Here is an 18,325-nt window from a genome sequence, read left to right as displayed (position 1 = left end):
GCGGGGGGTGCCGGGTGGGCGCGCGCCCCCCCCGGCGCCGCCCCCCCCCACGTCCGGGGGTCAGGACAGGGTGGGGACGATCTCGCGGACCTTGGCCGCGATCTCCGTCGGGAGCGGCGCGTAGCCGGCCTCGCTCAGGACCTTCTGGCCCTCTTCGCTGACGGTGTAGTTGAGGAACGCCTTGACGCTGGGCAGGGTCTCGGCCTTGTTGCCCTTGTCGCAGGCGATCTCGTACGTCACCAGGATGATCGGGTAGGCACCCTCGGCCTTGGTGGCGTAGTCCAGCTCCAGGGCCAGGTCGTTGCCGGTGCCCTTGACCTTGGCGGCGGCGATGGCCTTGGAGGCGTTCTCCGTGGTGGCCTCGACCGGCGCACCGGCGCCCGTGTCCACCTTGACGGTGGTCAGGTTGCTGGCGGTCGCGTAGGAGAGCTCGAAGTAGCCGATGGCGCCTTCGGTGTCCTTGACGCTGGAGGCGACGCCGGAGGAGCCGCTGGCGGCCTGGCCACCCTTGGCCTCCCACGACTTCGAGCTGTCGTCGTACTTCCAGTCGGCCGGGGCCGCGGCCTTGAGGTACTTGTTCAGGTTCTGCGTCGTGCCCGACTCGTCCGAGCGGTGGAACGCCTGGATCGCGGTGCTGGGCAGCTTGGCGTCGGGGTTGAGGGTGGCGATCGCCTTGTCGTCCCACTTCTTGATCTTCGAGTCGAAGATCTTGGCGAGGGTCGGGCCGTCCAGGATGAGGCTGTCGACGCCGGGCACGTTGAAGCCGATGGCGACGGGGCCGCCGACCATCGGGAGGTTGATGCCCTTGCCGCCCTTGCAGATCTTCTCGGAAGCGGTGACTTCCTCGGGCTTCAGCGCGGAGTCGGAGCCCGCGAAGGCGACCTGGCCCTGCGTGAACTTGGTGATGCCACCGCCGGAACCGACCGGCTGGTAGTTGATCTCGACGCCCGCACAGGCCTGCTGGAAGTTCTTGACCCAGAGGTCCATCGCGTTCTTCTGGGCGCTCGATCCGGCGGCAAGGATCTGGCCCTTGGCGTCGTCGCACTTGATGTTGGAGGAGGCGGCGGCGGTCTTGTCGCCGGAGCCGGAGGCCTCCGTGTTGTCGTCCGAGCCGCACGCCGTGAGAACCAGGGCGCCGGAGACGGCGAGGGCACCGAGCGCGGTGGCGCGCAGCCGGTTCTTGCGCTGAAGCTTCACTTCGGGTGTTCCTTCCAGAAGCCGCCTGTGTGCGGGTGTACGCACTTCTACGGCGGCGTGCGTCGAGGTGGTGGGGCCGGCGGTATGCCGGTCACCGTGTAAGGCCGAAATTAGGCAGATCAGGTGAAGCCGCTGACGGATGGGAGTGAACGGAAGGTGAACCGTGACGGACAGCCTGGTGCGGCTCTGGCCCGGATCGCCGCTCGACACGGCGTGGGCGTCGAGAAAGTGCGCCCCATGGCCTCAGGGGTGGCGAATCGGGCCTGGTCCCTGGGGCGGGACCTCGTGCTGCGCGTGCCGCGTACGGAGGCGTTCGTCGCCGACCTGGTGAAGGAGGCGGCGGTGATTCCCGTCGCCCGGGGGGCCGGGGTGCGTACGCCGGCGCTGGTCACCTTCGACGACAGCCGTGACGACGCGGACGTGCCGTACATGGTGCTGGAGCGGGCGCCGGGGGCGGATCTCGCGGATGTGCTGGAGGCGGGGGGTGCGGCCGGCGGGGTCTTCCGGGAGGTGGGGCGGGAGCTGGCCCGGCTGCACCGGGTGACGCCCGGTGGGGAACCGGCCGGTGTTCCGGTGGAGTACGACCCCGACGTCGGCGCCCCGCGCCGGCTGGTCGAGGGGCTGCTGGCGGACGGCATGCTCGACGCCGATGCCGCGCGGTGGCTGGGTGGCTGGTTCGACCGCCTCGCGGCGCGGATTCCCGGCGCGGCGTCGCGGGTGCTGGTGCACGGTGACATCGCTCCGCAGAACCTGCTCGTGCGGCCGGGGCCGGACTCGCCCGCGCTCACGGGGATCGTCGACTGGGGTGACGCGATGTGGGCGGACCCGGCGGTCGAGTTCGCCAAGACACCGCTGTGGGGCGTCCCGGCGATGCTCGACGGCTACCGGGAGGGCGGGGCCGCCGCGGCCGACGGCGGGTCGGGTGGCTCCTACGGGGCGGGTGGCTCGTACAACACGTACAACGTGTACGACGCGTCGTACGACTCGTACAGCCCGTACGCCTGGGAGGCCCGCGTCCTGCGCTACCACCTCACCTGGGCGCTCGCCCGTCTGACGAACCCCGCCCCGGTCACGGGCGAACGCCACTGGACGGCGCCCCCGGCCGCCCGGCTCCTCGGCATCCTCCGGTTCTTCGCCTCCTCGCCGCCCGAGCCGTGGTCGGCTCTCGCCTAGCCCGACCCCCGATCCCCCAGGCACCCGGGCGTATTACATCCAACTCCCAACTCCCTCCCATGGGCTGCCGGTTCAACGGCGCCCACACTCGGACGAGGGTCGCCGGTCGAGCGAAGGAGGGGAATGTGATGGGGGTTGTGCGCGAGGGAGTACGGGTCGGCACGTGGCTTGCCTACGGGATCGTCGGGCTGGCGGTGCTGGGCCTGATCGGCACGTTCGTCTTCGGGGGTGCCGGGTGGCTCACGGCGCCGTTCCGTGGTGCGGCGGAGGAGCGGGAGGACACCGTCGGGTCGGGGGCGTTCCGGCAGTCGACGTATCAGGAGTTCTTCGATCTGTGCGAGGCCGTGCAGAACGCCGAGGGTTCGATCAAGGCCCTCAAGGAGGAGCGCGGGGCCGCTTCGGACGCCCGTAAGGCCCAGATCGACCAGTCCGTCACGGCGCTGAAGGCGTCGCGGATCGAGTCGGTCAACGACTACAACTCGAAGGCCGCCCAGGAGCACCGCGCCCCCTTCCGCGACCGGGATCTGCCGTACCGCCTGGCCGCCGGGACCGACGACACCGTCTGCGCCAAGTGACCACCACCGGCCCGGGAAAGGGGCACAGCATGAAGACGATCACTCGTGCCGTCGTGGCGTCGGCGGTGGCGCTCACCCTGGGGGTGGGGCTGACCGCGTGCGAGGACGACTCCAGCCGGGGCAAGGAGACCAAGGCCAAGGAGAGGAACTACGACCAGCTCGTGGCGAACCAGCCCGCCGGGAGGATGGAGTACTCGCCGACCCGCGAGGCCATCAACCAGTGGGTGAAGACCTGGGGCAAGCGGGGCAAGCTGAGCTACGTCTACATCCAGAACGCCAAGGGCGAGTACGGGTACTTCATCATGAAGGGCCTGCCCGTCGCGCGCTGCGAGATGCTCACGCCGACCGAGAAGGTGGACTCCTCGGCCGAGGGCAAGGTGGTCGTCTCGCTGCCGGGGATGGACGGGGTGTACTCGGCGGGGTCGATGTGCAACGCGTACTACGGCTTCGATGCGACGACCGGCGCGTACATCGAGTTCACGGTCGGCACGAACCAGTCGTTCTTCCTGTTCGACAAGCCGATGACGATGCCGGAGTACGCCAGCGCCAAGCAGCTTGGTCCGACCTCCGTGCAGAACGTCAAGAAGTGATGCAGAGGAGCTTAGGCGTCCGATTGCGCTCGGGATGTTCTGTCGGTCGCATGTCGCCCCACCTCTGTCCGGGCTGCGTTTGGTCAATTCAGTCGAAGAGGCAGGTCAGGGCCTCCTCGCCCGCGAGAATTCGCCATATCGGAACCCGTACTGTCCGGCTCACCACACGCGCCTTCGCTCCGTAGCCGCCGGATGGGAGCCCGACCAGCAGTCCGCCGCGCGCGTGAGACAGACGCAGGTGCCGGGCGGCGTCCTGGCCGGACGGCGGGCCCGGGTCGATCAGTACCGCAGTGTTCTCACCGCTGACGGTGAACAGTATGTCGACCATCTGCCCGCCCACCAACGCCGCACGTTCGAGGTCCGTGACGCCCTTTGCTGTGAGGTACCGCTGGAGCCGGTCGGTCAGCTCCTCCCGGAGACCTGGCGCGCCGCCGGCCCGCGGTGGGGTCAGCGGCTCACCGCCCGGGTTTTCGTACGCCGTCGATGTCAGCACGGACGACCGGCTGGCGAGCAGGGAGGGCAATCCGGCCTGCTCCTGCCAGAATGTGCGGCTGCCGACACTGATCAGCTGGGATTTGGCCCGAGTGACCGCGACGTTCCACAGATTGACCTGGGTGGCGACCCAATGTGTCGTCGGTTGCGGGGTGTTGAGCGCGGCGACGGGGCTCAGGACCATCACGTCCCGCTGACCGCCCTGGAAGGCGTGCACGGTCCCTACCCGCACCCGCTCGTACGGCAGCATCCGCTCCAAGGCCTCCTTCTGCGCCCGGAACGGCGTCACGACACCCACCGTGGCCTCCTGGGGCAGGCGTGCGAGCAGTGCCTCCACGACGCCACGCACGGTCGCGGCCTCCGCGCCGTTGCGCCAGGAGAGCCCACGAGGGCCTCGCGCCGATGTGCCGTGCGGTACGTCCACCCAGCCCAGCACGGGGCCCGGATCGGCCGATCCCACCGGGTCGAGGGCGGGAATGCGCTCACGCACATCGGTCATCACCCGCAACTGGCCCGCGTAGCAGTAGCCGTTGACCACGTTCGCGATCTCTGGATGACACCGGTAGTGCTCATCGAGGAGCAGCGTCGTTTCGCCTCGCTGGGCGGCTGCGTGGTAGGAGGAATTCACGTGGTAGGTGAGCCGCCGGTCCTCCAGCTGCGCCGCGCTCAGCCCCGCCCGGATCCGGGCCTGCCGTTCCTGCTGGGGCGAAACACCCGCGATGTGGCCCAGCTGCATCGGGTCACCGATGATCAGTGCCCGCTTGGCCCGGAAGAGCAGGGGCAGCACGTCCGGAATCGAGCACTGGCTCGCCTCGTCGATGACGACGAGGTCGAAGAGTTTGGGCGTGAGTTCGAGCTGCCGCACAGAGCGGGTACTGATCGCCCAGCCCTTGATGTGCTGGAGCAGGTTCCGCTGGCTCCTTTGGTTGCCCCGCCGGTCGCGCAGCGTTTGGAGCCGCTGGCCCATCAGGGTGCGGGCACGGACCAACGCCTCGGTGGACATGGCCTGGGACAGCTCGGTGGACAGTACGGAGAGAGCGTCGGCGGCCGTCAGGCGTGCCTTCTCCAACTCGCGCTCGTCCCTGGCAGTGTGTTCCGGCAGTAGGGCCCTGAGCTCTCGTTCCACGACGAGTGCGTCGGCCAGTGCGGTGAGCAGTTCGGACGGTACGGGTCGCTCGGCTGCCCAGGCCGGCCATGGTTGCGGCAGAGGCGTGTTCACGGCGGCGACGAACGCGGCGAGCACCCGTCGCCGACGCCGGCGCGGGAAGACCCAGCGCGCCGCTGCCCCCCGCCGAGCCTGCTCCAGCCACTGGCCCAGTGCCGCGTCGTCCTCGCCGGCCCAGACGCCGTCCAGCAGTGCGACCGGCATTGTCAGCGCCTTCGCCTGCTCCTCCCGGTCACGCAGCAACTCCGCCAGTCGTTGCTCTTCGTCCACCAGACGGGCCGCGTCTCGTTGTAGCGAGTCAGCCCCCGCACGGGTGTTGCGCAGTTCCCCGGACACGGTGGCCGAGCTGCGCCGCGCGGACTGTTGCGGTTCACTCAGCAGCCGCTCCAGTTTCTTCGCCTCGGCGGTCAGGGCGTTGGAGTTGCCCGTGCGCATCAACAGCCCCGGTGCGATGGAGTCGCAGCGTTTGGCCACGACGTCCACCGCCTCGTTGTTGGTGGACGCGACCAGAACCGACTGCCCTGCGGCCACCGCGGTCGCGACCACGGCGGCGACGACCTCGCTCTTGCCGGTGCCGGGCGGACCCGTGGCGACGGTGAGCGGCCGTGTCATCGCGGAGTCGATCACCTGCTCCTGGCTTTCGTTGCACGGTCCCGGCGCGACCACCGTGTGCGCGGCGCCTGCGGGCGCCCCGCCCTGTGGCCCGGTGTCCAGCAGCGCGGCGAGCGCCGTGCCGGAGATCTGTCCGGTCCGCGTGGAGATCTTGAGCAGGTTGTCGACCAGGCCGTCCGTCGAGACGCGTTCCTTTCCCGAAGGGGTCAGCAGTACGGCCGCGTTGTGTGCTCCGGCTCTCAGCGTCCGCGTCACCGACTGATCGCTCAGCGCGGACAGCTCCAGGGGTTCCAGTTCGGAGAGCCCCAACTCCTTCAGCAACTCCCGCACGGCGCGCACCATCTGGGGGCCGTTGCCCTCCTGCCAGGTGGGCTGCCAGCGGGCGAGGAGATCGGCCGCGTCGTCGTCCGCCAGCAAATCCGTCACCAGCCCGGTGTGCAGGGCTGGTACGCCGCTTGGGCGGAGCACGTCGTGGCCATTCTCGTCGGGCGCGAGTTCCATCGGCTGGATGAGCAACGGGGCGATCTTCATGTCGGCCCGCCGCCCGCTCCCGTCAGCGACCGGGAGGGTGATGGCGGGGTAGCCGTACCAGTACTCCTGCAGTGAGTCGGAGCTGTCGGGCCGGGTGCCTGGGCCTTCTGCCGGCTGCCTTTTGGGCTTGGGTAGATCCTTGGGCGCCCGCAGGGAATCCGCGAGGCCCGACTGAATCGTCTCGGAGGTGTTGTGCAGCAGGAAGTACGTCGAGTCCCGCCCCGAATCGCGGCTGGGCGTCATGCCGGCTGCCGTCGTGGCGCCCAGGCAGTGTACGTAGTAGTGCAGAAGCCGCTGCCAGTCGGAGCCGTCGTGGGCGGTGAGACCGGTGCGCCCATGAGCCTTGAGCGAGCCCTCGGAGGAGCCTGCCCCACCATCGGCGTCATGGACGGTGCCCGCGGTGAAGGCGGGGAGCCGCACCTGACGGGCGACGGAACGGGCGAACACCAGGCTTCGGGTGGCCCTGATGGTGGACTTGGTGGGCCGTTGCTCCTCCGGCACGCCGATGCGCGCCATCTGCGTGGTCAGGTAGTCGAAGAGATCGTCCGGCGTGATCCAGCCGCCGTCCTTGATCCGCCCGTTCCGCAACCCTTCCACGATCTCGCCGGTGAACCGGGACGTGCCGAGAGAAGAGCCGGCCGGGGCCATCGCGGAGGCGGTCTGAAGCGCGTCCGAGGCGGTGATGAAATAGACGCCGGTGGGCCGCAGCAAGGTGCTGGGCGTTGGCCGCTCGTCGGCAGGGCGGGCTCCCTTGGCCGTCCAGCCCTGTACGACGCTGCCGCTGGAACAGCAGTCCAGCAGCACGATCTTCGAGGAGGCCCGGCAGGATTGGAGCATCCGCTCCAGGAACTCTGCCGGCACGGCTGTGCCGGGCAGGTCGAGGGGGTCGGTGTCGCGGGTCACGAAGTACAGCTGGTTGTCGGTGTCACAGAACTCACCGTGCCCGCTGAAGTACAGCAAGGCTGTCTCGTTCTGCTGCCGTTCTTCCAGGAACGACTCGACGGCATGCAGCATCTCGGCCCGCGTCGGCTCCGCGACCATCGCGCAGTCGTTGTACATGCCGATCTCGGTGCTTTCGAGCACCGCCTGCATGTAGTGCAGGTCGGCGCGGACGGCGGGCAGGTTGTGGTAAGCGTCGTTGTCGTACGTGGAGACGCCGATGAGCATGCAGTAGCGGTCGTTGTCACTCATGTTCGCGGTCAGCCCGCCGTGTCGTCGGTGTCTTCCCCGGTGCCCGGGCTGCCGCCGTCCCCGGTCAGGAACCGCTGGACACGCTCGTCGTCCGCGCGGGCCTCCCGGCCGCTGATCCGCAGAGTCGCGCCGTCCGGCCGGGTGGCGACGATGGTCCGTTGCGGGGTACGGGCCAGCCATACCTGAACGGTGGCGGCGACCAGCGAGCCCGCGCTGATCACCAGGGAAACGGTGTCCGTCGTGACGCCGCCCTTGTCCGTGTCGCCGCCGTGCCCGCGCTGCTGAGCCAGGTCCAGCGAGGCGGCCGGGTCGATGTCGGCGATTTCGCCGAGCAGTTCACGCGCTTCGCGGCGGGCGCGCAGCGGGTCGTCGTCGACGACGGCGATGCGGTATGTGTCCCCGGCCTCGTGGATGGTGCTCACCTGATGTGCCCCCTCGGTCCCGTCGTGCACCTGGCACGGGGCCCACAACGCTAGCCGTGCGCGGGGTGCCGGGGCGGGCGAATTCCTCAAAGGAGCTGATCGTTGGCGTGAAACGCATGACATCTGTCTGTGCCGTCCTGGCGGACAGCGACGCGTGAACAGTTGCCATGTGCGTGCAATACGACGGCATGTGTACAGCGTCAACGGGTCATTACTATCAGTCAACGTGTACAGTGCACTCGTGAGTAGTGCAGCCGCAGCACCGTCCGAGCCGCTCGTCTCCGGCTCCGAGATCGCCCGCTTGGCCGGAGTTACCCGGGCGGCGGTCTCCAACTGGCGACGCCGTTATGACGATTTCCCCGCCCCGGCGGGTGGCAGCGCAGGCAGCCCGCTCTTCGCCCTGTCCGAGGTCCAGGAGTGGCTGGGCAGGCAGCGTAAAGGGCAGGACATCTCCCCGGGCGTCCGGCTCTGGCAGGCGCTGCGGGCGGCCTACGCGGACGACATGATCGCCGGCCTCGCCGACGTCGTGCGCCATCTGGCGCGTACCTCGGACTCGGCTCTCCCCGCCGAGGTGGTCCCTCTGGTGGAAGCCCTTGCCGAAGCCGATTCCGCGGCGGCGGTGGTCCGGGACCTCAGCGAGCGGTTCACCGATTCGGTGCGCCGTGTCGGCTCCGACCAGGTCACCTCGCCGCGCATCGTCGGCGCCGTTCGCCATTTCGTGGGGGTGGTGCCCGCCGACGCCACAGTGTTCGACCCTGCCTGCGGTATCGGCACGCTCCTCCTCGCGGTCGGACCGGAACAAGGGCCGAAGCGGCTCGGGCAGGAGAGCGATTCCAGCAGTGCCTGTTTCGCTCAACTCCGCGCCGATCTCCTCGGACGCACCGATGTCACCGTCCGCGTCGGTGACTCCCTGCGCGAGGACCGGTGGCCCGACCTCCGCGCCGACATCGTTGTCTGTGCCCCCCCGGCCGGTGTGACCGACTGGGGCCGTGAGGCACTGCTGCTCGACTCCCGCTGGGAATTGGGCACACCGTCGCGAGCCGAGGGCGAACTGGCCTGGCTCCAGCACGCCTACAGCCGTACGGCACCCGGCGGGCGGGTTCTCATGGTCATGCCCGCTTCCGTGGCTTACCGCAAGGCGGGGCGTCGCATCCGCGCCGAACTGGTGAGACGGGGCATCGTGGAACAGGTCGTCGCGCTCCCCGCCGGTATTGCCGCGTCCCACGCACTCCCGGTGCACCTGTGGCTCCTGCGGCGGCCTCTCTCCCGAAGCGAGGCCACCACTTCGGTACGCCTTGTCGACCTGACAGGCGACCGGCCGGACGGGCCCCTGGAGCCTGAGTCCGACCAGATCGTCGACGTACCGCTCATCGAACTGCTCGACGACACCGTGGACCTCACTCCGGCCAGTCATATGCCGTCCTCGCATCGCGACTACTCCGCCGACTACGGTTCCTTGCGAAAGGAGTTGGCGGCGCAGTTGCGGCAGATCGCCCGCCTTCTGCCCGACCTCGCTCCGGGCGAGGGAGCGGGGTCCCTGAAGGGGCCGACCGTCAGTCTCGCCGATCTCGCCCGGGTGGGTCTCGTCGCCTACACGGATCCGGACCCGGAGCCGGAGTCGGCGAGCGATCAGCTCGACACGGACTATCTGAAGGGCTTCCTGCGGAGTACGGCGAACACGCGACGTTCCACGAGTTCCAGCGGAACCTTTCGCCTCGACGGCCGAGGAGCCCGTATTCCGCAGATGGACATCGACGACCAGCGTCGCTACGGAGCGGCCTTTCGCGCACTCCAGGAATTTGAGGAACGCATGGGCACAGTGGCGGAGTTGAGCCGAAAGGCTGCTGCTCTGGCCCACGACGGCCTGAGCAACGGTGCGCTCACCCCGCAGTAGCCGAACGGTTGGGGAAACGCTCAGCGGAGGTCCGCGGCCGGCAGGAAGCCGCTTGCTGCCCCGTGCCACGAAACCAGCAGTGCCTCCCGTGCCCGCGTGCAGGCCACGAACAACAGACACCGCTCGCGCAGCACATCGGAGTCGTGCTGGAGCACATCCACTTCGGCCGGTGTGACCTCACGGGTGAACGGCAACGCGCCCGCTGTCACCCCGACAACGGCGACGCACCGGAATTCGAGCCCCTTCATGGCATGCATGGTCGCGAGCCGGACGCCGTCCGTTTCCGGCGCCGGGCCTTCCTTCACACGGACCACCGGCACGTTCGCCGCCACCAACCGGTCGTGCACCTTGTCCAGGAGAAGGTTGAACCGCGTACAGACGCCGATGTCGGCCGGGCGGATGCCTTCGGCGATCCACTGCTCTATCCGTTCCACGAGCGCGGTCACCTCGGCCTGCTCGGACGCGTGGCCCTCGGTGTGCGGCCTGCGGCCGTGCAGCAGAGAGCGATAGCCGGCGAGGCTGTCGCTTCCGGCGCCTCCCAGATCCTCGACGGGCGAGGAGGAGACGATGCCGGTGGACCAGTGAAGAATCTCTTCCGTACTGCGGTAGTTGATCCGCAGCCGGGACGCACGCCCCGAGACGGAGATCCCCAGCGACCCGAGCGACACCTTCGCGTCGTAGATCCGCTGGTGCGGATCGCCCGTGAGGAAGAGGTCGTCGTTGCCCGGCGCGACCGCTCCACGCAGTACGCGCCACTGGGCGGGGTGCAGATCCTGCGCCTCGTCGACGACGACGTGGTCGTAGCGGAGAAGGGAATCCGCATCCACCCCCACCAGCAACCGCGCCGCGGTGGAGCACACGTCCAGGTGGGTGGTAGCGCCTTGCCCCCGCAGCAGTGTTTTGAAGGCCTCGATCGCGGGCCACAGTTGCTCCCGTCGCGAGACGGAAAGCTGCGTACCCCGCCCGCGCCGCACGACGGTGCGGTACGCGTCGAGGTCACGTACGTCTTGGGCGAGCACGACGTGCCGGTACTCCTGGGCCAGGAACTGCTCGGTCCACGGGAGTTCGAGCTTCCTGGCCACCCGCTGCCACAGACGCCGCTCCTCCCGGTCCCCGACAGGAGACGGAGTTTTGCCGCCGAGCTCGGACACGACGCGGTGGGCGTACGCGTTCACCGTGGTCACGTCCACGCGGGAGAGCTGCCGCGGGTCACCGTCAAGAAGCAGGGACAGACTCTCCCGGAGCGACGAGACGAGTGCGTTGGTGTACGTCGTGAGCAGGACTCTCGCGTCGGGTGACCGCGACAGCAGATGCTTCACCCGGTGCAGTGCCACGACCGTCTTGCCCGTCCCGGGGCCTCCGGTGACCTGGACGGGACCCGCGTACGAGACCCGGTAGGCGACGCGCCGCTGCGAGGGGTGGAGGAAGACCCGCCAGGCGGCGAACGGCTTCTCCAGCATTTCCGTCAGCTCGTCGGGCCCGGTGACCAGGGTGATACGGCTCGCGGTGTTGGCGATGACCACCGCGAGGCTCTCGTCGGGGTCGGGGTCGGGGGCAGCGTTCACGGGCCGGCGCACGGCGACCACGTCGCGATAGACCTCGTCCGGGCCGAACCCCTCGGCCAGATACTGAAGAACTTCGAACTGGTCCTCCGGCAGGAGCGTCCCGAAGGCTTCCAGCTGAGGTTTGTCGACGATGGTGCGCACGGCTCTCAACACCTGGTCGTCCACACCCAGATCACGCAGCACGGTGTCGGAGTGCGAGGCGAACAGCAGCTTCGGCGCGCCGGCCGCCGCCTTCTCCAGGGCCGGGGTGAGCTGTTCGATGGCGACCACGTTGCGTACCTCAAGACCGCGGGTCGCGGAGTTCGTCGTGTACAGCCGCTTCGCCGCCCAGGTGTACGCGTCGTCGTGCGGCACGACGTTCACGAGCAGGAACACATCACTGCCGTCGTCGGGTGCCAGGACGACGCCCCGCCAGAAGTCGTTGATACGGATGGTCCGCATCCTGGGGTCCCGCGCCTTGTCGACGGACTCCAGGTGCAGGCCCTTGTCCGAGTGAAGCTGGGCGACGGTCAGCAGCTGGAATTTCTCCATCGCCTTGCGCACACCGGCTTTGACGGGCTTCTCAAGGACGTCGTAACTTCCCCAGAAGCTGTTGGCGAACGCAAGCTGCGGCACGTATCTGCTCCCCACTTCGCACGTTACTCCCGCGCCGATCCTACGGGCGGGCCGCCGACCAGCTGACGGGCAACGCTTCTTATTTCTCCGAGGAGTTGTCGCGGATTCTGATCGAGGTCGAGGGCGTGCTGGTGGATGCGGACGCCGGTGTGGCGCACGCGGTGAGCGGTGTGCGGGCCGTTTCCCTTGGCGTAGACGAGGTGGCCCGCCGGCAGGCCGAGCGCCGTGCAGTAGGCCAGCATCTGGTACAGATCGGCGTCGGGATATCCGTCGCGTTTCTCCGCCTTGTACTTGGCGTCGACGACGGCCCGCGGGAGACGTCCGTCGTCGTCGCCGTAGACCACGAGGTCGGGTTTCATCCGAATCCGGGCGTCGTCGTCGAGGTGGTGGGTGTCCTGGAGCCGGGCGACATGACCGCCGGCGCGGAGCTCTTCGCGAAGCGCCACGGTCACGAAGTCCTCGAAAAGCTTGTTCATGTTGAACAGGAAGCCGTCGATGCGCAGGTTGCCCGCCGCGTGCTCGCCCGACGAGCCTTCCAGGACCGCCCGCGCGAGACGCAGTGCGTGGTGGTAGCGGGAGTTGAGGCGGGTGGGATGCCACACGGGCAGCGCCTGGCCGCGCACGAGTGGGGTGATGCCGATGAGGCGGGCGCGCTGGTGGAGCAGGCGGCGGCGTACGTCGGCCGGGACGCCGGGCAGTCGCAGCAGCCGTTCGACGGCGGCCCGCAGGAGTCGGTTCTCGGGGATGTCGTCGGTGAAGTCGTCGTAGGCGACCTCGACCGGAAGCGCGGTCCCGAAGCGGCGGCGGACCTGCTCCGCCTCCCGGATGCGTCCCCGGACGACGAGGGACGTGTCCTCGGTCGGCATGTACCCCTGGAGCAGTCCCCTGCGCAGGGCCAGGTCCACCTGACGTTCGACGGCATGCGCGAGGGCCGGCAGCAGCTCCCGGTGCTCGGCGATCTCCACCTCTCCGTCCCGCCAGCCGCGCGGGTCCAGGCTGTAGCCGAGGAGGAAGAACAGCCGCGCCACAGGCACCTTCGGCGTGATGCGGACCGTCACGGCCGGCCCGCCCGGGGGTTCCAGTCTGACGGCCCCCACCTTGCTGCCTGCCCGCAGCACCCAACGGCCGGGCGCGTACGCGTCAGGGGCCGCGTCGGCGATCCGCGACGCGACGAGGGCCCGGCCGACGGCGTCCGGCAGGGGAACACTGACGGCCGGAGCGTGTTCCACCAGTTCGATCACACAGCCGCTCGCGGCAGTCACCGCAGGGATTCCCGGAGCGCCGCGAGTCCGTACCGCCGCTCGATGTCCACTCCCTCCCCGTAGTGATGCTCCTCAAGCAGCGGCAGGATCTTCGTACGCCAGGTGCGCTCCAGGCCGCCATCCCGGTAGACGCCCTTCTTCATCAGATACGAGGGGCCGATACGGAAGTCCGGCTCGTCGATACGCGAGTTGAGCGCGTCGAGCAGCTCGGCGGGCTCACTGTCCCGACCCTGTTCCGCCAGCCACCGCCGCAGCAGCCCGCGCGTCGGTTCGGTGCGGGGCGACAGCTCCACGAACGCGAACCGGCGGCGCATCGCCGCGTCCACGAGCGCGATCGAGCGGTCCGCCGTGTTCATCGTCCCGATGACGAACAGGTTCGGCGGCAGCGCGAAGTCGTCGCCCGAATACGTGAGCCGCACCGACTTGTTGCGGTACTCCAGCAGGAAGTACAGCTCGCCGAAGACCTTCGCCAGATTGGCGCGGTTGATCTCGTCGATGATCAGGAAGTGCGGGATGTGTCGGTTGCCCTCGCGGGAAGCCAGGTCGGCGAGCTCCCGCAGCGGCCCGGCCGTCAGCCGGAAGGCGACCTCACGTGACTTCGGGTCCTCCTGGGGCCGGAAGCCCTCGAAGAAGTCCTCGTAGGAGTACGAGGGGTGGAACTGCACGAGCTTCACCTGCTCGGGCCCGCCGCCCAGGAACTCGGCGAGCTTGAGCGCCAGGAATGTCTTGCCGGTGCCCGGTGGCCCGTACATCACCAACTGCCGCTCGTCCCACAGGAGATCACGGACCTCGCGCAGCCAGGCCGGATCGTGCGTCAGCAGCTCGGCGGCCAGCTCGGCCGTGGGCTCGGGCAGCTCCAGCTCACGCCGGGCGGTGATCGCCGGGATTTCCGCGCTCGGGTCACGCTCTATGGCCTCCGCCTCGTCTGCCAGCTCTTCGTCCGTCATCCCGAGCCCCTCGACGAGGGCCTGGACGGACGTGAGGTCCACGACGTCGTGCTGGACGGACAGCTTCTGCTGAAGCGCTTCCGGCAGCTCCTCGTACGCGTAGCCGGTCGCCTGCCACTCCACGGGCCGGCGCAGATTGGACCGCCGGTCGTCGGACTCCGCCTGCTCCGCCTCGCCGGTGATCTCCCCGACGTGCAACTGGCCGCCGGAAATGGTGCACACGGTGTCGCCCGGTTTCATCCGGGACAGGAACGCGTGCAACTCCTCGACCAGCTCCAGCTTCTGGTTGTACGTCGCCGACGACTCGTAGTCCTCCTCGACGAGGGTGCGCAGCCCGTCCTTGCTGGCCCCCTGCCGTACGCCTTGCCTCAGGCGGGAGGCGGACAGGGACACCCGGCCTTCGGGCAGCCACAGCCGCTGGACGAGATCGTGCCCCGACACGTTCGAACCACGGATCAGCCAGGTCCGGGTGGGGCCCGAGCGGATGCCCGTCATGTAGTCCGACAGCGGCGCGCCGTCCGGTGTGCGCCACTCCTTCCAGCCGTTGCGCGGCGCTCCGACGAGCAGCACGGCCGCGAACGACGGGGAACCGCACACCACGTCCTCGGTCAGCTCCAGCCAGCCGGGCCACCGGGTGGAGGGAACGAGGATCCCCTGAGCCTTGAGTTCCTCGCGTCGCGTGTACGGACCCGCGAAGTGCCGGGAGAGCGAGGGAGTCACATGATCCCGCGCGGGCGATCCGGCACGGATCAGGAACGTACGGCTCCCGTTCGTCCCCGTCCCGTCCAGCAGCACCCCTTGGGCCCGGTCGACGCGGTCTCCATTGGGCAACCGGAGCCGGAACTCGGGGTACTCGCCGACCATGGGTCTCCTCGTGAGCCTGCCGAATCGCATCTTTCCGGAAGCGTACCGGCGGGCACCGACAGCCGAGGGTGAGCGGTCGATCACTCCGTCCTAGGATGTGAAGCCATTTCGATCGTAGAACCGCGTGCGACCGTCCGGGCGCGGGCGGTCCGGGGGAGGACGGGGACGTCATGACCGAGGAGAACGCGGATGAGATGTCGGCGGCGGGATTCGCCGCGGCACGAAGTGGCTGGCTGCGGACCCGCGTCACCGAACTGAGCGAGACGCTGTCCGACCACAGCCCTCGGCTGTACGCGCTGATCCCCCAGGATCTCGGCGACCGGCGCCTGGTGACCGCTCTGGTGACCGTGCGCATCGCCGCGGACGAGGCGCGCGTGCAGCCGATGACCGAGACGGTGGCGTGGCTGGAGCTGCTGATCCCGCAGGGCCACCGCCACGACCTGCACAGTGCGGTACGAGAGGTCTGGTCCGCTCTTGTGCCGGCCGGCGACCCCGCGCTGTGGTCATGGAACGCGGAGGCATGGGAGGAACTGCTCCTCGCGCTGTGGCGGAACCACCGTGCCCGGACGGTTGAGCGGCATCAGGCCGACGACGAACTGGTCTGCCGCTGGGGCGTACGCGCGGGCGAACTGGCGGACGTTCCCCTCGCCGAGAGGGCCCCTGCGAACTTCGGGCAGTCGCTCGTCCCGCTCAGCCGGTTCCTGACGTCGGAGGGGGAGCCCGCCCGGCTTCTCGTCCAGGCGGTCCTCTCGCAGCCCGACGCCGTCGACTGGCTCGACGATTCCCTGATCGTGTACGAGGAGGCCCTCCAGGGCGCCGGGTATCTGGCGTTCCTGGCCCGGCAGCGCCTGAGCGCGACGTATCTGAGCGAGTGGTGCGAGAAGCAGGCGGGCGAGGCGACGCACGTCGGCGAGGCATTCCTGAGGGAGTTGTCGGACGCCGTCGAGGCGTATCTCGTTCAGGTCCTCCAGCCGGTGATCAGCGCACTGTCGCTCCCTGAGCGGGTCGTCCTCGGTACGGGTGAGGTCTCCGCGCGGCGGGACACCAACGAGTATCTGACCGAGTTCCTCGACTGCGTCCGCGCCGCGTCGGGAGATGTCCACGCGGAAGGGGAGGCGGGAGGGGAGTTCGACGGCCGGAGCGTGGAGGAGGCGACGGAGCGGCTGGAGCAGGGTGAAGTGACCTGGCACGGCATGCGCGGTTCCGTGCCGGTCTGGTACCACGTCGTCACCTCCCCGCAGGAACGGGCGGCGGCGCTGGCCCTGTCGGGCGGAACGTCGTCCGCGATCCGCGTCCGGACCGACGTCCACGAGCCCGGTCCGTCCAACCGGTTGCACAAGCTCTTCGGCCCCGGCGGGCCGGACGCCGAAACGACGACGGACGACTGGTACCCCGACCCGGGGATCGAGGTCCACTACTCCCGGCACAGCGCGACAGACCTGTGCGAGCTGATGGCACTCGCCGGACTCGGGCACGCCCGCCTGGAACTCCTGATGCGTGACGCGGACGGAGGCGTCCGGCCGCTCAGGTCACTGCGGATCCGGGTCCGCCCCGCGGACGCGTCCGCCTGGGCCGCAGGCGCGTTGATCCAGCTGCGCACACTCGTTCCGTATCTCGACGAGCTCGCCGACGTCATCGCCCGGGAGGGGGAGTCGGAGGAGTGGGCTCCTGGGGAGCAGGGGGAGTTGGAGCCGGAAGAGAGCGACGGCCTGCACGACGACCAGGACGACCAGGACGGCTCGGACAGCTCTTCCGAGAGCACGGGGGCGTCCGGTCGGCAGCAGGAACCGGCCGACACCACGCGCTCGAACGGTCCGGAAAACCCTGAAGTGCCGTCGCCGCGCTCGCCCTCGACTCCGGCCGCCGGTGCGTTGCCCGCTGCTTTGCTGGCACGCGTCAAACGCATCCTGCGTCACGCCGAGGACCCGGCGGCCACCAAAGACGAGTCCGAGGCCTTCCTGAAGAAGGCCACGGAGTTGATGGCCAAGTACGGCATCGAGCAGGCGATGCTCCAGGGTGACGAGCCGACGTCCGAACAGCCTGTCGACCGGGTCGTGGAGGTCACCGCTCCTTGGATGCGTGAGTGCAAGCGACTTCTCGCCTGGATCGCGAACGCCATGCGGTGCCAATCCATTTACCCCGGCGGTAAGGCGAACCGGCACAGGGTGCACCTGTTCGGCTTCGCTTCCGATCTCCAGGCGGTGGACGTGCTGTACGCCAGCCTGCGACTTCAGATGCTGCAAGGCGCTGAGGTGGCGTCCACCAACCACCGGCCGGTTGGTGAGGACTCGCGGGCCTACAAGCGTTCGTGGATGCTCGGGTTCGTCCGTGCCGTCACTCTGCGGATCGCCGAGGCAGGGCAGGCCGCCCAGGCGGAGACGGAGAACGACCGGGAGCAGAGCGAGCGCGATCGGCACGCGGCCTCTCCCGAGACTCCCGCGACGTCCGAGGGCCGAAGCGTGGCCCTCGTCCTGGCCGACCGTACGGCGGCGGTGCAGGCCGAAGTCACCTCCCGCTACCCGAAACTCGGCAAGGCGCGCCGCTCCCGGCTCACGGGCAGCGGCTACCGGCAGGGGCATGTGGACGGGCAGCGGGCGAACATCGGTGGGCTCTCCCTGGAGGACCAGGAGGAGGAGGAGTTCGAGTTCATCGCCTGACGTGACTCGTCTCGGTCGACGTGGGCCCGAGGTATGTCTCCGCCCAGATCGTCTTGCCCGTCGGCGGGTACGGGTCCGTGCCCCAGCGATCGGCGAGCGCGGCGATCAGCAGGAGGCCGCGGCCGGACTCGTCGCACGGCGCCGGCTGTACCGGGCGGCCCGTGGCCGGGCGTTGCTCGCCTCGGGCATCGGTGACCTCGATACGGAGCGTGCCGGTCGCGGCGTCCAGGGCGAGTGCGACGCGGAAGTCCCGGCCGCGCACCTGACCGTGCGTCACGGCGTTGGAAGCCAGCTCGGCGACGATGTGCTCGGCGCGCTCGATGACGTCGGGATGGACACCCCAGGTGTGGAGTTGCTGGGACGACAGCAGCCGGGCGAGACGGGCGCCACGACGGGTGGAGGAGAGCAGCTGCGAGAACTTGCCGAGCAGGGCGGTTGGTTGGGGGGATGGTGAGGTCATGGGTGCCACGGTGGCGGTTGCGCGGGGGCGTACACCAGGGGTGAGGTCCGTACGCTCGGTCAGCGTACGGGCACGAGGAGTGGACGGTACGGCGTTGATCCGTCACTGTGGGT

At 69.3% G+C, this 18,325-nt stretch carries 12 protein-coding genes and 2 pseudogenes; 5 read left to right on the top strand and 9 right to left on the bottom strand.

What is annotated here, in order from left to right; all coding sequences use genetic code 11:
- Positions 1-60: 60 nt before the first annotated feature.
- Entirely contained in the window at positions 61-1,197 is a 1,137-nt protein-coding gene (gene pstS / locus ACFUN8_RS03835) for a phosphate ABC transporter substrate-binding protein PstS (protein ID WP_383630925.1), read from the bottom strand.
- A gap of 237 nt (positions 1,198-1,434) precedes the next feature.
- Between pstS and ACFUN8_RS03830 the strand changes: the two genes are divergently transcribed.
- The 3 genes from ACFUN8_RS03830 to ACFUN8_RS03820 all read left to right on the top strand — a co-directional run bounded on the left by ACFUN8_RS03830 (position 1,435) and on the right by ACFUN8_RS03820 (position 3,535).
- Positions 1,435-2,370 carry a phosphotransferase family protein gene (locus tag ACFUN8_RS03830; RefSeq protein ID WP_383630923.1) on the top strand — a complete coding sequence of 312 codons (936 nt, stop codon included), beginning with the start codon at positions 1,435-1,437 and terminating at the stop codon, positions 2,368-2,370.
- 128 nt (positions 2,371-2,498) lie between these two features.
- A complete protein-coding gene (locus ACFUN8_RS03825; protein WP_383630920.1) occupies positions 2,499-2,945 on the top strand; it encodes a hypothetical protein in 447 nt (148 codons plus the stop codon).
- Between the two features lie 29 nt (positions 2,946-2,974).
- On the top strand, positions 2,975-3,535 hold the full coding sequence (locus ACFUN8_RS03820; protein WP_383630917.1) for a hypothetical protein: 561 nt from the start codon (positions 2,975-2,977) through the stop codon (positions 3,533-3,535).
- 88 nt (positions 3,536-3,623) lie between these two features.
- Here the strand turns inward: ACFUN8_RS03820 and ACFUN8_RS03815 are convergent, their stop codons facing one another.
- The 4 genes and pseudogenes from ACFUN8_RS03815 to ACFUN8_RS03800 all read right to left on the bottom strand — a co-directional run bounded on the left by ACFUN8_RS03815 (position 3,624) and on the right by ACFUN8_RS03800 (position 7,948).
- Entirely contained in the window at positions 3,624-4,763 is a 1,140-nt protein-coding gene (locus tag ACFUN8_RS03815; RefSeq protein WP_383630946.1) for a DEAD/DEAH box helicase, read from the bottom strand.
- 3 nt (positions 4,764-4,766) lie between these two features.
- Positions 4,767-6,755: pseudogene (locus ACFUN8_RS03810) on the bottom strand (AAA domain-containing protein); the annotation flags it as partial.
- Positions 6,756-6,821: 66 nt separating this feature from the next.
- Positions 6,822-7,502: pseudogene (locus ACFUN8_RS03805) on the bottom strand (caspase domain-containing protein); the annotation flags it as partial.
- Between the two features lie 32 nt (positions 7,503-7,534).
- Positions 7,535-7,948, bottom strand: coding sequence for a hypothetical protein (locus ACFUN8_RS03800; protein ID WP_383630914.1), 414 nt, complete (start codon positions 7,946-7,948; stop codon positions 7,535-7,537).
- 241 nt (positions 7,949-8,189) lie between these two features.
- Between ACFUN8_RS03800 and ACFUN8_RS03795 the strand changes: the two genes are divergently transcribed.
- Complete coding sequence (locus tag ACFUN8_RS03795; RefSeq protein ID WP_383630943.1) at positions 8,190-9,842, top strand: N-6 DNA methylase; 1,653 nt, start codon at positions 8,190-8,192, stop codon at positions 9,840-9,842.
- A 20-nt stretch (positions 9,843-9,862) separates the two neighbouring features.
- Here ACFUN8_RS03795 and ACFUN8_RS03790 read toward each other — a convergent pair whose 3' ends face one another.
- The 3 genes from ACFUN8_RS03790 to ACFUN8_RS03780 are packed head-to-tail and all read right to left on the bottom strand — an operon-like array spanning position 9,863 to position 15,095.
- Entirely contained in the window at positions 9,863-12,022 is a 2,160-nt protein-coding gene (locus ACFUN8_RS03790) for a UvrD-helicase domain-containing protein (RefSeq protein WP_383630911.1), read from the bottom strand.
- Between the two features lie 23 nt (positions 12,023-12,045).
- On the bottom strand, positions 12,046-13,284 hold the full coding sequence (locus ACFUN8_RS03785) for an McrC family protein (RefSeq protein ID WP_383630908.1): 1,239 nt from the start codon (positions 13,282-13,284) through the stop codon (positions 12,046-12,048).
- Entirely contained in the window at positions 13,281-15,095 is a 1,815-nt protein-coding gene (locus ACFUN8_RS03780; protein WP_383630905.1) for a DUF4357 domain-containing protein, read from the bottom strand. The genes ACFUN8_RS03785 and ACFUN8_RS03780 overlap by 4 nt, the downstream gene beginning before the upstream one ends.
- Positions 15,096-15,265: 170 nt before the next feature.
- Here ACFUN8_RS03780 and ACFUN8_RS03775 point away from each other — a divergent pair, with 170 nt between their 5' ends.
- On the top strand, positions 15,266-17,752 hold the full coding sequence (locus ACFUN8_RS03775) for a DUF2786 domain-containing protein (RefSeq protein ID WP_383630902.1): 2,487 nt from the start codon (positions 15,266-15,268) through the stop codon (positions 17,750-17,752).
- Here ACFUN8_RS03775 and ACFUN8_RS03770 read toward each other — a convergent pair.
- Positions 17,742-18,212 (bottom strand): ATP-binding protein, encoded by a 471-nt coding sequence (locus ACFUN8_RS03770; RefSeq protein ID WP_383630899.1) that lies wholly within the window; start codon positions 18,210-18,212, stop codon positions 17,742-17,744. The two genes, ACFUN8_RS03775 and ACFUN8_RS03770, sit on opposite strands and share 11 nt — an antisense overlap.
- Positions 18,213-18,325 lie beyond the last annotated feature (113 nt).

Origin of the sequence: Streptomyces sp. NPDC057307, from assembly GCF_042667665.1 — a bacterium.
Classification (GTDB): Bacteria; Actinomycetota; Actinomycetes; order Streptomycetales; family Streptomycetaceae; genus Streptomyces.
Note: the sequence above shows the minus strand (reverse complement) of the source record. Positions and strands in the feature narration are given on the sequence as shown.

What these genes read in the sequence shown, in the direction of transcription:
- ACFUN8_RS03820 (WP_383630917.1), top strand. Translation starts at nt 2,975, where the DNA reads ATGAAGACGATCACTCGTGCCGTCGTGGCGTCGGCGGTGGCGCTCACC.
- ACFUN8_RS03775 (WP_383630902.1), top strand. Translation starts at nt 15,266, where the DNA reads ATGACCGAGGAGAACGCGGATGAGATGTCGGCGGCGGGATTCGCCGCG.
- ACFUN8_RS03825 (WP_383630920.1), top strand. Translation starts at nt 2,499, where the DNA reads ATGGGGGTTGTGCGCGAGGGAGTACGGGTCGGCACGTGGCTTGCCTAC.
- ACFUN8_RS03780 (WP_383630905.1), bottom strand. Translation starts at nt 15,095, where the DNA reads ATGGTCGGCGAGTACCCCGAGTTCCGGCTCCGGTTGCCCAATGGAGAC.
- ACFUN8_RS03770 (WP_383630899.1), bottom strand. Translation starts at nt 18,212, where the DNA reads ATGACCTCACCATCCCCCCAACCAACCGCCCTGCTCGGCAAGTTCTCG.
- ACFUN8_RS03815 (WP_383630946.1), bottom strand. Translation starts at nt 4,763, where the DNA reads ATGCAGCTGGGCCACATCGCGGGTGTTTCGCCCCAGCAGGAACGGCAG.
- ACFUN8_RS03830 (WP_383630923.1), top strand. Translation starts at nt 1,435, where the DNA reads ATGGCCTCAGGGGTGGCGAATCGGGCCTGGTCCCTGGGGCGGGACCTC.